The sequence below is a fragment of the Pseudoduganella sp. OTU4001 genome, from assembly GCF_038440195.1.
In the GTDB taxonomy this organism is placed as follows: domain Bacteria; phylum Pseudomonadota; class Gammaproteobacteria; order Burkholderiales; family Burkholderiaceae_D; genus Rugamonas.
This window is the reverse complement of record NZ_JASATG010000043.1, coordinates 1-12,619: the sequence shown is the minus strand read 5'-3', so window position 1 is coordinate 12,619 and position 12,619 is coordinate 1. Positions and strand designations below refer to the sequence as shown.

At 65.0% G+C, this 12,619-nt stretch carries 12 protein-coding genes and 1 pseudogene; 4 read left to right on the top strand and 9 right to left on the bottom strand.

Going from position 1 to position 12,619, the window contains the following annotated elements:
- Positions 1 to 6: 6 nt before the first annotated feature.
- The 9 genes from nagZ to AAHE99_RS24470 all read right to left on the bottom strand — a co-directional run bounded on the left by nagZ (position 7) and on the right by AAHE99_RS24470 (position 9,769).
- Complete coding sequence (nagZ, locus tag AAHE99_RS24510) at positions 7 to 1,494, bottom strand: beta-N-acetylhexosaminidase (protein ID WP_342120343.1); 1,488 nt, start codon at positions 1,492 to 1,494, stop codon at positions 7 to 9.
- Positions 1,491 to 2,294, bottom strand: a complete 804-nt coding sequence (locus tag AAHE99_RS24505) for a carbohydrate ABC transporter permease (protein ID WP_342120340.1) — start codon at positions 2,292 to 2,294, stop codon at positions 1,491 to 1,493. Before AAHE99_RS24505 ends, nagZ begins: the two co-directional genes overlap by 4 nt.
- Positions 2,291 to 3,130: a carbohydrate ABC transporter permease gene (locus AAHE99_RS24500; protein ID WP_342120338.1), complete on the bottom strand. Its 840-nt coding sequence runs from the start codon at positions 3,128 to 3,130 to the stop codon at positions 2,291 to 2,293. Before AAHE99_RS24500 ends, AAHE99_RS24505 begins: the two co-directional genes overlap by 4 nt.
- On the bottom strand, positions 3,127 to 4,404 hold the full coding sequence (locus AAHE99_RS24495) for an ABC transporter substrate-binding protein (protein ID WP_342120335.1): 1,278 nt from the start codon (positions 4,402 to 4,404) through the stop codon (positions 3,127 to 3,129). The genes AAHE99_RS24500 and AAHE99_RS24495 overlap by 4 nt, the downstream gene beginning before the upstream one ends.
- Positions 4,405 to 4,427: 23 nt before the next feature.
- Positions 4,428 to 5,441, bottom strand: coding sequence for an SIS domain-containing protein (locus AAHE99_RS24490; RefSeq protein ID WP_342120333.1), 1,014 nt, complete (start codon positions 5,439 to 5,441; stop codon positions 4,428 to 4,430).
- A complete protein-coding gene (gene nagA, locus AAHE99_RS24485; RefSeq protein WP_342120331.1) occupies positions 5,431 to 6,543 on the bottom strand; it encodes an N-acetylglucosamine-6-phosphate deacetylase in 1,113 nt (370 codons plus the stop codon). The genes AAHE99_RS24490 and nagA overlap by 11 nt, the downstream gene beginning before the upstream one ends.
- A complete protein-coding gene (locus tag AAHE99_RS24480; RefSeq protein ID WP_446728958.1) occupies positions 6,540 to 7,217 on the bottom strand; it encodes a GntR family transcriptional regulator in 678 nt (225 codons plus the stop codon). The genes nagA and AAHE99_RS24480 overlap by 4 nt, the downstream gene beginning before the upstream one ends.
- A 60-nt stretch (positions 7,218 to 7,277) precedes the next feature.
- Positions 7,278 to 8,147, bottom strand: coding sequence for a BadF/BadG/BcrA/BcrD ATPase family protein (locus AAHE99_RS24475; protein WP_342120326.1), 870 nt, complete (start codon positions 8,145 to 8,147; stop codon positions 7,278 to 7,280).
- A 257-nt stretch (positions 8,148 to 8,404) separates the two neighbouring features.
- Entirely contained in the window at positions 8,405 to 9,769 is a 1,365-nt protein-coding gene (locus tag AAHE99_RS24470; protein ID WP_342120324.1) for a GIN domain-containing protein, read from the bottom strand.
- Positions 9,770 to 9,962: 193 nt separating this feature from the next.
- Here AAHE99_RS24470 and AAHE99_RS24465 point away from each other — a divergent pair, with 193 nt between their 5' ends.
- The 4 genes and pseudogenes from AAHE99_RS24465 to AAHE99_RS24450 all read left to right on the top strand — a co-directional run.
- Positions 9,963 to 10,148, top strand: coding sequence for a hypothetical protein (locus AAHE99_RS24465; RefSeq protein WP_342120322.1), 186 nt, complete (start codon positions 9,963 to 9,965; stop codon positions 10,146 to 10,148).
- 3 nt (positions 10,149 to 10,151) lie between these two features.
- Positions 10,152 to 10,625, top strand: coding sequence for a hypothetical protein (locus AAHE99_RS24460; protein ID WP_342120320.1), 474 nt, complete (start codon positions 10,152 to 10,154; stop codon positions 10,623 to 10,625).
- Positions 10,626 to 10,634: 9 nt separating this feature from the next.
- Positions 10,635 to 12,308: an AAA family ATPase gene (locus AAHE99_RS24455; RefSeq protein WP_342120318.1), complete on the top strand. Its 1,674-nt coding sequence runs from the start codon at positions 10,635 to 10,637 to the stop codon at positions 12,306 to 12,308.
- 1 nt (position 12,309) lies between these two features.
- A pseudogene (locus AAHE99_RS24450) lies at positions 12,310 to 12,619 on the top strand (general secretion pathway protein GspB); the annotation flags it as partial.

Sequence of the window (12,619 nt, the reverse complement as noted above, 5' to 3'; positions counted from 1 at the left end):
TTCTCCTTATGCGAAGCCAGGAACCGGGCAACGGCCGGTGGCTTCCAGTTCGCCCGACAGCCAGGCGTTGACAGCTTCCAGTGCCGGCGCGGCGAAACCGTAGGTCATCAGGGCGGGGGACTGGATGTCCAGCGCCTGGTAGGGATTCCACAGCGCCAGGTGCAGGTCCGGCTTCCAGTTGTTGCGGGCGTTGTCGCCGTAGCGCAGGCGCGAGGTGGAGGCCAGCACCGTGAAGCACCCATCCTGCGGCAGCGCCGACCAGTCGAAGGTGTTGGCGTCGGCGAAGGTGACCAGTTCTACCTCGTACAGCTTGCCCAGTGAGGCGGCGACGCTGGCAGCCGGCACGCCGGCTTCGGACACGCCATCGCTCACCACGTCCTGGCGCACCACCAGGCGCAGTTTGGCGCCCGGGGCGGGGCGCTGAGGGTTGCCGCGTGCGGTCAGGGCGCGGCGCCAGCCTTCGGCCATGATCACCCGGTCGGCGGCGTCTTCTTTATAGGAACGCTGCTGGCAAGGGTAGGCTTGCGCCAGGGCGTTCAGGCGCGCCAGGCGCTCGTCGACGGCGGCCTGCGACAGCGAACCGTCGGCCAGGGCAGCGGCGATGGCGTCCAGGGTTTCGTTCTGGGTTTCGGTGGTCCCGAGCGCCATCACCATGTCCGCGCCTGCGGCCAGGGCGCGCACGGCGGCATTGCCTACGCCGTAGCGGCCGGCGATGGCGTGCATATCCATGCCGTCGGTGATGATCACGCCTTTGTAGTCCCACTGCTTGCGCAGGATGCCGTCCAGGATGGCGGGCGACATGGTGGCGGGATTGTCGGCGTCGATGGCGGGGTAGACGATATGCGCCGTCATCATGGCCGGCGCGACCGGGGCAGCGGCGCGGAAGGGCGCCAGTTCCAGCGCGTCCAGTTCCGGCAGCGGCTTGTCGACGGTCGGCAGGTCGCGGTGCGAGTCGACGTGGGTGTCGCCGTGGCCGGGGAAGTGCTTGACGCAGCAGGCCACGCCCTCGGCATGGCTGCCGGCCATCCAGGCCATCGCCAGTTCGACAGCGCGCTGCGGCTCGGCGCCGAAGGAACGCTCCGCGATCACCGGGTTGTCCGGATTGTTATTCAGGTCCAGCACCGGCGCGAAGTTCCAGTTGAAACCGAGCGACTTGGCGGCGCGCGCCACGGCGGCGCCGGTGCGGTAGGCCAGGTCGGTGTCGTCGGCAGCACCCAGGCCCATGGCGGCGGGCGGTGCAGGCACCCAGGTCGAGCGCACCACGGCGCCGCCTTCCTGGTCGATGGCGATCAGGGCGTTCGGCCCCATTACATTGCGCAGGTCGGCGGTGAGCTTGGCCAGTTGCGCGGAGTCGGTCATATTGCCGCGGAACAGGCACACGCCGCGGATGCCGTTGTCGCGGATGAAATCAGCGGTGGCCTGGTCCAGCACAGTGCCGGGGAAGCGGATCATGATCAGTTGTCCCGCGATTTTTCGTAATGCTTGTGTGCTCATTTAACTGCTCCGTCCATGCCGCGCATGAAGTAACGTTGGGTGAATAGGAATGCCGCCAGTGTCGGCACAATAGTGATGATGGTACCTGCTGCGATGACGCGTGTGCTGCTGCCGAAGGTGCCGCGCAGGTACAGCACGCCCACCGACAGCGGAAATTCGTCCGGCTTGCTCATGACGATGGAAGGCCAGATGTATTCGTTCCAGGCCTCGACGGCGGTCAGGATGCCGACGGTGGCCAGCCACGGCGCGATCAGCGGCAGCATGATTTTGCTGAAAATGGTCCATTCCGAGGCGCCGTCGACGCGCGCGGCATCGACCAGGTCCTGCGGGATTTCCTCGAACGCTTGCTTGAGCAGCAGGATGGCGACGGCGTTGACCACATTGGGCAGGATCACGCCGGAGTAGGTGTCGACCAGGCCCGCTTCGGTGACCGTGATGAAGTTGACCAGGAAGTTGACTTCGGACGGCAGCACCATGGTGGCGACGATCAGGCCGAATACCAGCTTACGGCCTTTGAAATGCATGCGTGCCAGCGGGTAGGCGGCCATGGAGCACAGCACCAGCTTCCAGAACACGGTGAAGACCGTGATCAGGATGGAGTTCTTGAGGAAGGACCAGATGGGGATGACCCGGAATACTTCGGCGAAGTTCTCCAGCGACGGCTGTTTTGGCCAGAAGGTGGGCGGGAAGGCGAAAATATTGCCTTCCGTGGACAGCGCCGTGACCAGCGTCCACCAGAAAGGGAAGATGCAGAGCAGCGCAATCGCGGCGAGCACGCAGTAATGGGCGAGCTTCTTCATCGGTGCTTCGGCTTCAGGTAGCGCAGGCAAAGCAGGGCGATGCCGATGCAGATGAGGGAGACGATGAAGCTGGCGGCCAGGGCGCGCGGCAGTTTCAGGTGCTTCAGGCCCTGGTCGTAGGCGTAGTAGAGGGCGGTGAAAGTGGAGTTCATCGGGCCGCCTTGCGTCAGCACGTCGACTTCCTGGTAGGCCTTCAGGGCGCCCAGCACGGACAGGATGGTGCAGACCATGATGGTGGGGCGCAGCATCGGCACGGTGATGTGCCAGAAGCGTTGCCAGCGCGAAGCGCCGTCCAGGATGGCTGCTTCCTGCATCTCCTGCGGCACCGATTGCAGGGCGGCCAGGTACATCACCATATACCAGCCCAGGCCGCGCCACAGCGTAACGAACATGATGGCGGCCAGGGCGAAGGTGTCGTCCTGCAGCCAGCCGATATTGGTGCCAAGCAGGTAGTTCAGCGCCCCCTGTTCGTGGAACATGAAGCCCCACATGATGCCGACCACCGAGACGGTGGTTACGACCGGCACATAGTATGCGGCGCGAAAGATTTTGATGCCTGGCAGCTGGTTGTTTACCAATACCGCCAGCGCGATGGCGCCGAGCTGCACGCAAGGAACGATCAGCAGGAAGACGAGGGAGTTTTTCAGGCCGCTCACGAACATCTCGTTGCTGAAGATGTAGCGGAAGTTATCCAGCCCGACCCAATGCGTTGGGCGCACCAGCGAGAAGTCGGTGAAGGCCAGAACGGAGCCAAACAGCACCGGCCAGAAAGCGAAGACGGTCAGCAGCACCAAGGCCGGCGCAAGGAACAGCCATGCAGCCACTGATCGCTTCATGGCGCGGCCCCAGCGGTGAGGGAGTCGGTGCCAGGTCTTAGCTTGCGGTTCCAGATGGCGACGGCGGTGTCGAGTGCTTGCTGGATGTCCTGGCGGCCGGTGACACCGGCTTCGACGGCCTTCACCAGCGCGCGGCGCAGTTCGTCGTAGTCTTCGACACCGGCTACGTACATGGTGCGCGAGTGGGGCATTGATACCGCGCCGGCGGCGACGGCCTTTTCCGCAGCGCCTGCACCGGGCGGTACGGCGGTAAAGAAGGGATCGTTCGCCGCTTGCGCCGAAGCGGGGAACACGCTGGCCTGGCGTGCAAATTCCAGCTGGTTGGCATCGCTGGTCAGGAAGCGTGCGAACTTGCCGATGCCGGGCAAGTCGGCGGCCGGCACGCGGGCGGGAACGCCGAAGTGGATCAGCCACCCGCCATCGGCAATCCCGGTCGGCCCCAGCGGCGCCGGCGCGACGCCGGTGATGGCGTACACATCGCGCGCATCGGCCTGGATGCGCTTTAAGGCGGTCGGCGGCGCCAGCAGCATGCCAAGGCGCCCGCTCTTATAGGCTTCCACTGCCGGCGGGAAGTTATCCTCCGCAAACAGGCCATCTTTCAGCAGACCGCCAACGCGATACGTATCGGCCAGCTTGCGCACAAAGGCCACATGGGCAGGTGAATTGAAGACGGCGCGGCCGCCCGCCAGCACAGGCAAGCCTTGCTGCAGCATCAGCCCATCCACCTTGGACAGGGCAGGGCAGAGGCCCGCCTTGCCGGTGCGCTGGGCGATCTGGCGCGCGAACGCCAGTTGCTCGTCCAGGTTGCGCGGTGCGTGCGGAATGCCGGCAGCGCGGAAGATCTCGCGGTTGTAGGCGATCACGGCGACATTGCTATACATCGGGAAGCCGTATGTCTTGCCTGCGAAAGTCAGGTCCTGCAGTGCGCTCGCCAGGTAGCGCGGCCGCTCGGCGCCGAGCAGCGCATCGACGGGCGTGAGCAGGCCGTCGCGCGCGAACTCCTCGGCCCATGGCACGTTGAGGTTGACCAGCGCGGGCGGCTTGCCGGCCACGATGCGGGTGACCAGCTTGGTCTGGATGATGTCCCAGGGGAAGTCGACCCACTCCACGCGTACGCCGGGATTGGCGGCCTGGTAGCGCCGCACTACGTCCTCGAAATAGGGCGTGAAGCGCGGCTTCATACTGAAGGTCCAGAACTCGATATGCTGCTGCGGCGCGGCCGGCGCAGCGCCGGCCAAGGCCATCAATGCAGCAAGCAGGAGACTGTTCTTCATCGATGGCCGCGCGCGGGGATGGATCAGTGGGTCTTGGTGACTTTGTTCAGGTGGCGTGGGCGGTCCGGGTCCAGGCCGCGCGCGGCGGACAATTTGGCCGCCATCACGTAGAAGGCCTGGATCGCCACGATAGGATCGAGATCCGGCGTCGCCGCCACAGGCAAGGTCAGGTCGCGCTGCGCCACATCTTCCGGCGCCGCCAGCAGCACGCGCGCACCGCGGCCGCGCATTTCTTCCGCCAGCGCCAGCAGGCCGGCCTGGGTCGGGCCGCGGGTGGCGAAGATCAGCAGCGGGTAGCCTTCTTCGATCAGCGCCATCGGACCGTGCTTGATTTCCGCGCCGGAGAAGGCTTCCGCCTGCAACGCCGAGGTTTCCTTGAATTTCAGCGACGCTTCCAGTGCAACCGGGAAGCTGATGCCGCGGCCGACGACCATGATATTGCGGGCCGGCGCCAGCACTTCAATTGCCGGCGACCAGTCCACATTGCAGGCTGCGCGCAGCGCTTCCGGCAGTGCCGCCAGGCCGTCCAGCAGCTCGGGATCGTTCTGCCAGTGCGCCACCAGGCGCGCGCCAGCAACCAGCGAAGTGATGAAGCTCTTGGTTGCGGCGACGGATTGCTCTTTGCCCGCGCGCAGCGGCATGGCCCACTCGGCGGCATGCGCCAGCGGCGAATCGGCATCGTTGACCAGCGCCACCGTGGTCGCGCCGCCATCGCGGAAATAGCGGATCGGTTCCACCACGTCCGGGCTCTGGCCCGATTGCGAGACGGCGATGGTGAGGGTGTCGCGTGTGATCAGCGGCGACTTGTGCAGCGTCACCAGCGACATCGGCAGCGAAGCGACCACGCGCCCCAGGCGCGACATGATCAGGTAGGCGATGTAGTTGCAGGCATGGTCCGAGCTGCCGCGTGCCACGGTCAGCGCGGAGTTAAACGGAGTGCTCCTCAGTTTGCGGCCCAGTTCCGCGTAGCGGTCGGTGTCATGCGCCAGTTGCTGTTCCACGCAGTCGGCGGCAGACAGGGCTTCTTTAAGCATCATTGAGGTCACAACGTTCTCCTTCGATATAAACGGCTTTCAGTTTCAAGTCCCGGTCCATTACGACCAGGTCGGCATACGTACCGGGCGCCAGGCGGCCGCGGTCCTGCAGGCCGAGATAGTCAGCCGCATGGGTGGAAACTCGTTTGGAGGCGTCGGCCAGGTCGAGGCCCAGCCCGACCAGGTTGCGCAGGGCCTGGTCCAGCGTCAGCGTGGAACCGGCCAGGGTGCCGTCGGGCAGGCGTACCCCGCCCATGCACTTGTGCACGATGTGGCGGCCCAGCATGTACTCGCCATCCGGCATGCCGGTGGCGGCGGTGGAGTCGGTCACGCAGTACAGGCGCGGGATGGCGCGCAGCGCGCCTTTGATTGCGCCTGGATGCACGTGCAGCAGGTCGGGAATCAGTTCGGCGAATTCGGCATGCGCCAGCGCTGCGCCGACCATGCCGGGCTCGCGGTGGTGCAGGCCGCTCATGGCGTTGAACAGGTGGGTAAAGCCGGTGGCGCCGTGGTCCAGCGCAGCCACGCCTTCCTCGTAGGAGCCGAGGGTGTGGCCGATCTGCACGCGCACGCCGTGGCCCGCCAGGTCGCGCACCAGTTCCAGGTGGCCGGAGATTTCCGGCGCCACCGTGATCACGCGCAGCGGCGCCAGCTTTTCCAGGCGATGCACTTCTTCCAACGTGGCGGCGCGCGCATAGTTCGGCTGCGCACCCAGCTTGCCGCTGTTGATATAAGGACCTTCCAAGTGGGCGCCCAGCACGCGCGCTTCGCCTTTGCCGCGCTGGTGCACAGCCTTGCCGATGGCGGCCAGCGCCAGGTCGATATCTTCCGGCGGGGCGGTCATGGTGGTGGCCAGCATCGAGGTGGTGCCATGGCGCGCATGGATCGCGGCAATCGTGTGGATGCTGTCGCCGCCTTCCATCACGTCCTTGCCGGCGCCGCCGTGTACGTGCAGGTCGATGAAGCCCGGCAGGATATAGTCGTCGCCGTTGTGCTGCGGGTCGCTGCTGCTGCCTGCGATGTCCGCAATGCGCTCGCCGAAACTGATGGTGCCGTTCAGCCAGCCCGACGGTGTCAGGATATTGCCTTTGATTGCCTCATTCATCGACGCGACTCCGCTACAAATTCATAATAGTCACTCCGGCAGTAGGAGTGGGTCAGTTCCACCGCTGCGCCGTTCTCCAGGTAGCTCACGCGCGTGATGTGCAGCATGGCGGTGCCGGGAGCGATATTGGCCAGGCGGGCTTGTTCGGCGTTGGCGTTGATGGCGCGGATGTGCTGCAGCGCGCGCATTGGCACATTGCCGTTGGCTTCCAGGTAGCCGTACAGCGAGCCATTCACGGTGCCGGGATCGGGCATGTACATGGCGGGAATGGTGGAGGTTTCGATCGCCATTACCACATCGTCGGCGGTACGCAGGCGTTTCAGGCGCGCCACCGGCATGTTCGGCGACAGGCCGAGCGACAGCAGTTCAATCGGCGCCGCCACGCCGATTTCGCGCTGCAGCCAGCGCGAGCCGGCGGTAAAACCGCGCTGGCGCAGCTCTTCCGAAAAGCTGGTCAGGCGCGACAGCGGCTGCTCCAGCTTGGGGGTGATGTAGGTGCCGGAGCCGCGGCGGCGCGTCAGCATGCCGCGCGCGCACAGCATGTCGATCGCCTTACGCGCGGTGACCCGGGAAATATTGAGCAATTCCGACAGCACCCGTTCGGACGGCAGCGCTTCGTTGGCGCGCCACTCTCCGCTGGCAATGCCGTCGGACAGCTTGTTCGCCAACTGCATGTACAGAGGGGTGTCGCTGTCGGCGTCGGGCCGGAAATCGCTCAACTGGGATAGCACGGGCTACTCCTTCAAGTGTTGTTGGATCAGACGCAGGCCGCCCGCGGCGGAGTCGCCTTTGGGCGGGACAATCCGCTGCAGCAGGGCCGGCGGCAGGTAGGCGCGCATCGGCTCGCCCAGACCGCCGCACAGGGCGATCGGCAGCGTGCCGCTCGGGTCCAGGCCGTGCGCGATCAGCGCCACCTGCTGGCCGGCCTCGCTCAGGATGCCATGCGCCACCGCGTTGCTGCCGGCGTGCTGCAGCACCAGGCGCGCCAGCTGCGCGTAATTGGTCTGGCTGGCATTGGCCAGCCAGACCTGGATGCGGTCACGGTTGCCGCCGCAGGCTTCGATCACCGCATCGGCGAAGGCGCTGCCCGGCATGCGGGCGTCCAATACTTGCTGGATATGGTTGATGGCTTTCAGCCCGATCCAGGCGCCGCTGGCTTCATCCCCGGCCGGGAAACCCCAGCCTCCCACCTCATGGCGGGTGCCGTCGGCGTGCAGGATTTCGCCCACGCTGCCGGTGCCCAGCGCAATAATGGCGCCCGGCTGGCCTTCATGTGCGCCCAGTACGGTGGTAAAGGCGTCGGTTTCCAGCGCCACGGCAGCGTAGCCGGGGTTGGCGGCGACGAAATTGGCCGCCCACTGCTTGTTATGGACTCCCGCCAATCCCAGGCCGACAGCGATTACCGCGCGCGGCGCTGGCGCCAGGCCGGCCGCTTCGAAGGCGCGGCCAATGGCTTCCTCAACGGCGGCCCAGGCATTCTTAATACCATGCAGCAGACCGGAAGGGCCGGCCTGGCCTTCGCCCAGCAACTGGCCATCGGCACGCGCCAGGCGCACACGGGTGCCACTGCCGCCGCCATCGACGCCTATTAGGAATTCAATCATTTTTTCACGGGTTGAAAAGGACTGTGGCGACTATATGGGGAGCACACCAGCTTGTCAACAGGTATTTAACTGGTATTGTTTCGGTTCGCATTGCTACCGCACCAAATTATGCTAAGTGCTTGATTTTTATGGCTATGCTGGACTGGTGCAATGGTATGCAATTTGGTATGGGCGAAAAAAAGCCCGGCGCGTAGGCCGGGCTCGATGGAAAAGCTAATCGCTGCCGGCGCCTCAGGCGTCAGCAGCGATGTCGTCAATCATTCAGTGTGGGCGCCTCGACGGTCGACCGTCACCACACGCTGTTTATCCGATAACAGTTGCTGGCCCTGGGCCGCCACTTTGCCTTGCACGTTGACGGTGGCGTTGCCGGGACCGCGCACATTCACCTCGGCCTGCTTGGCCAGCATCTCGCGTGCATCCAGGCTGCCGGAGCCGCTCATCTGTACGTTCAGGTTGCTGGTCCAGCCGCGCAGCTGCACCCCGCCTGGGCCGCTCATGCTGACTTTCACGTCCTTGCATTCCGGCTCGGCCTGCAGTTCGCCGGAGCCGCGCACGTCGGCGTCCAGCGAGTCGCTGACCTTGCTCAGGTAGATATTGCCGGGGCCCTTGCTGCGGGTGGTGGCCTTAGCCACCTTGAGCTGTTTGGCATCCAGGTCGCCCGAGCCGCTGACGTCGGCGCTCAGGGTAGTGGTGCTGCCGGACAGGTTCATGCTGCCAGGGCCGCTCAGCGCCACGCGGGTGTTCTGTGTTTGCAGGCCGCGCGCTTCCAGGTCGCCGGAGCCGTGTACTTCGGCGTCGAATTTCTTGATATTGCCGCTCAGGCAAGCGCTGCCTGGGCCGTTCAGCATGGCGCTCACGTTCTCGACCTGCATGCCGCAGGCTTCCAGGTCGCCCGAGCCGGAAATGTCGACGCGGATGTCGCGGCTGGTGCCGCGCAGTTCGACCTGGCCGGGGCCGCTCATCGCGGCATTGATCTTGTTGGCGCGGACATCGGTCGCATCCAGGTCGCCGGAGCCGGACAGTACCGCATTCAGGTCGCCGGTAATCGCCGGGGCGCTGACGTCGCCAGGACCGGTCATGACCAGGTTCACGTTATTGGCACGCATGCGGTGCAGGTGCAGGTCGCCGCTGCCGCTGGCCTTGATGACCAGTTCCGTGGCGCTGCCGGACACGCTCATGTCGCCGGGGCCGGTGGAAATCAGCTTGAATTCGCTGCTGTCCACGCGCTCCAGTTCAATGTCGCCGCTGCCGCTATTGCTCAGGGCTTTCAGGCCGCTGGCGCTGATCTTCACGATGACAGGCTCGCGCTGCTTGCCGAAGCTGAACACCCAGTGGTTGCGGCGCAGCGGGCGCACGTGCAGGGTATCGCCCTGGACCACGACTTCGAGCTGCTCAACCTGGCGTTTTGGGCCGCTGACTTCCACCGCAGGGGAGCCCTGGGCGTCGATCAGCACTTTATAGGGACCATCGACTTCAATACGGCTGAAAGCAGTCACCGGGCGGTTTTCGCGGGTAGGGGTGTTGTCGCCCTTTTTCTCGCTCTCCGCCGGCGTGGCGTGCAGGGTCGAGACGCCGAGGGCGATCAGGGAGAAGGCAGCGCCGTAGGTGATCAGCTTTTTCATTTTGATTGTCACTGTCCAGGTTGTTGATGCTGGAACGATATGCGAATCGGCTGCGGGCCGGGTCCGGAAAAAGACAGACGCGCAAAAACGAGGAGCGAACTGCATTTTTTCGCTACCGAAATGCACACGACTGGGGCCGGGAAGTTGTGCTTTTGCCTTGAAATGTCATAATGCTCGTCAGGAGAGACACTTTATGATCAAGTACTTGGGAACCAAATCGACCGACCAGGGTGGAACGGTATACGTGTTCCTGATCAATGGGTTGCAGAAGGAAATCCGTGAAGGTTCCCTGAAGCAATATCCTGGCTGTTACGAAGCGTTGCCTCCCGCCGCCAAAGCCAAGATCAGCGCCAACCGTGCCTGGATGCAGAAACTGTAAGTGATGCGGGGACTGCGACTCCTTGTTGCCGGCCTGCTGGCGGCATCTTCCCTGGCGCACGGCGCGCCGCCTTCCCATTTCGGTGTGGTCCTCGGCAATGGCTTGCTGTGCCGCGACCAGACCACCAACCGCTACTACTTCGATTACCTCAGCCAGCATTTCGGCCCGCCGTACAAGCGCGAGGGCGGAGCGTACTGGTTCCGCACCGACGAAGCCACGCTGTGGGGCATGCCGGTGCTGGAGGTGATCGTCAGCGACGAAAGCTTCCCGTATAGTTTTGTCGGCGCGGTGGCCGACACCACGCCGGAGGAACTGGAAAAGGCGATCCAGCGGCAGGACGGCCTGTCGTATGCGAAAATCGACGCTTCGCGCTATCCGGTGCGGGAGTCCAAGCCGGGCAGCCGTATCGTCTATTTCAACACGCGCTCCAAGATATACTGCGCCAAATTCAAGCCACTGCCGCCCGCGCTGCGCTGAGCGCCGACCATGTACACGCAATACTTCAACCTCAAACAGCAGCCGTTTTCGATTGCCCCGGACCCTCGCTACCTCTTTATGAGCGAGCGGCATCGCGAGGCCTTGGCGCATCTGCTGTACGGGGTGGGGAGCGGCGGCGGCTTCGTGCTGCTGACCGGGGAGATCGGCGCCGGCAAGACTACTGTGTGCCGCTGCTTCATGGAGCAGATTCCGGCTGATTGCCGGCTGGCCTATATCTTCAACCCCAAGCTGACCGTCGAGGAGCTGCTGCAGACGGTGTGTGATGAATTCCGCATTGCGCTGCCGGATGGGGCGCATAGCGTCAAGGCGTATGTGGATGCGGTCAATGCGTATCTGCTGCAATCGCATGCGGCGGGCTTCAACAATGTGCTGGTGATCGACGAGGCGCAGAACCTGTCGGCGGACGTGCTGGAGCAATTGCGTTTGCTGACTAATCTGGAGACCAATGAGCGTAAGCTGCTGCAGATTATCCTGATTGGGCAGCCGGAATTGCGCGGCATGCTGGCGCGGCCTGAGCTCGAGCAGTTGGCGCAGCGCGTGATTGCGCGCTATCACCTGGGGCCTTTGTCGGAGCCGGAGGTGGGCAGCTATATCCAGCATCGGCTGGCGGTGGCTGGGGCTGGGGCGGTGGAGCTGTTCCCGCAGGCGCTGCTGCGGCGGGTGCATCAATTGAGCAAGGGGGTGCCGCGCAGGATTAATCTCTTGTGCGATCGGGCCTTGCTGGGCACCTATGTTGAAAATCGCGCCCAGGTGAATGCCACGATCTTGCGCCGTGCGGCGGAGGAGGTCTTTGCGGGGGAGGGCGCGCCAGCCGGCCGCGCGCGTCCGTGGCGCCTGGCGGCGGCTGGCGCCCTTGCCGGCGCCGCGCTCACCGCTGCTGCGGCATGGCAGATGATCCCCGCGCCACGTGCGCCATCGCCAGCCGCCGCCGCGCCATCTTCGCCCACCGCAGCGCCATCACTCGCCGCAGCGCGATCGCCGGCTTCCGGTATGCCGGCGTCAGCCGCTGCCACATCGTCGCTGGCCGGTGCAACGTTGTCCGGCGCGCCACCGGCTGCCAGGGAGGCCGCAGCGCCCCAACTTACTTTGGATGCCGCTTTGCGCCAACTGGCCGCAAAGTGGGAAGTAGAACTGGCGGAAGGCGAGGGCTGCGCCGAAGCAGCCAAGCGCAACCTGCGCTGCCTTCAGACCAAAGGCGGCCTGGCCGAGATCCGCAAACTGGACCGCCCCGTGATCCTCAAACTCCGCAACGACCCCGCCGCCAAGCCGCAAATCGCTGTTCTGACTGCGCTGACGGCCAGCCAGGCCACGCTGCTCACCACTGCAGGCAACGAGACGGTTGCGTTGGACGCGCTGGAAAATCGCTTTGACGGCAGTTTCACCACCTTCTGGCGTGCGCCACGCAGCTGGCGGGATGAAGTCACCTCCGGCGACAAGGGGCCCGACGTAGACTGGCTCGCACGCCGCCTCGCGCAAGCCAACGGCGTCAAGAAGCCGCGCGACAACCAGCCGCTGGCCGGCGACACCCTGCGTTACCTGCGTGAATTCCAGGCCGCCCAAGGGTTGAAGGCTGATGGCGTGGCGGGGCCGAAAACTTTCATCCGCCTGTCGCAAGCGGGCAAAGAGACCGAACCGCGCCTGCTGGCAGCGGCGGGGAAATGATATGTCCTATATTCTTGAAGCACTGAAGAAGGCCCAGGCCGAACGCCAGATCGGCAGTACGCCCACTATCCATGCCCCGACGCTCGCTAGCGCGCCTGCCGGGCAGGGGCGTGGCGGTCGCCGCACGCCGGTGATTGTGGCCATGGTGCTGATGGGCGCAGCCATCGCAGGATTGGCGGCCATGCTGGTGCGCCAGCAGGCAAGCGTCAGCCAAGCCAGCGCCGCCCAAGCCACCGCCGCCGCCCCGCGCGCGGCCGAGCAGGTCCCGGCCTCGACCGCCTCCGCGCCCGCGGTCACCGCAGCCAATGGCG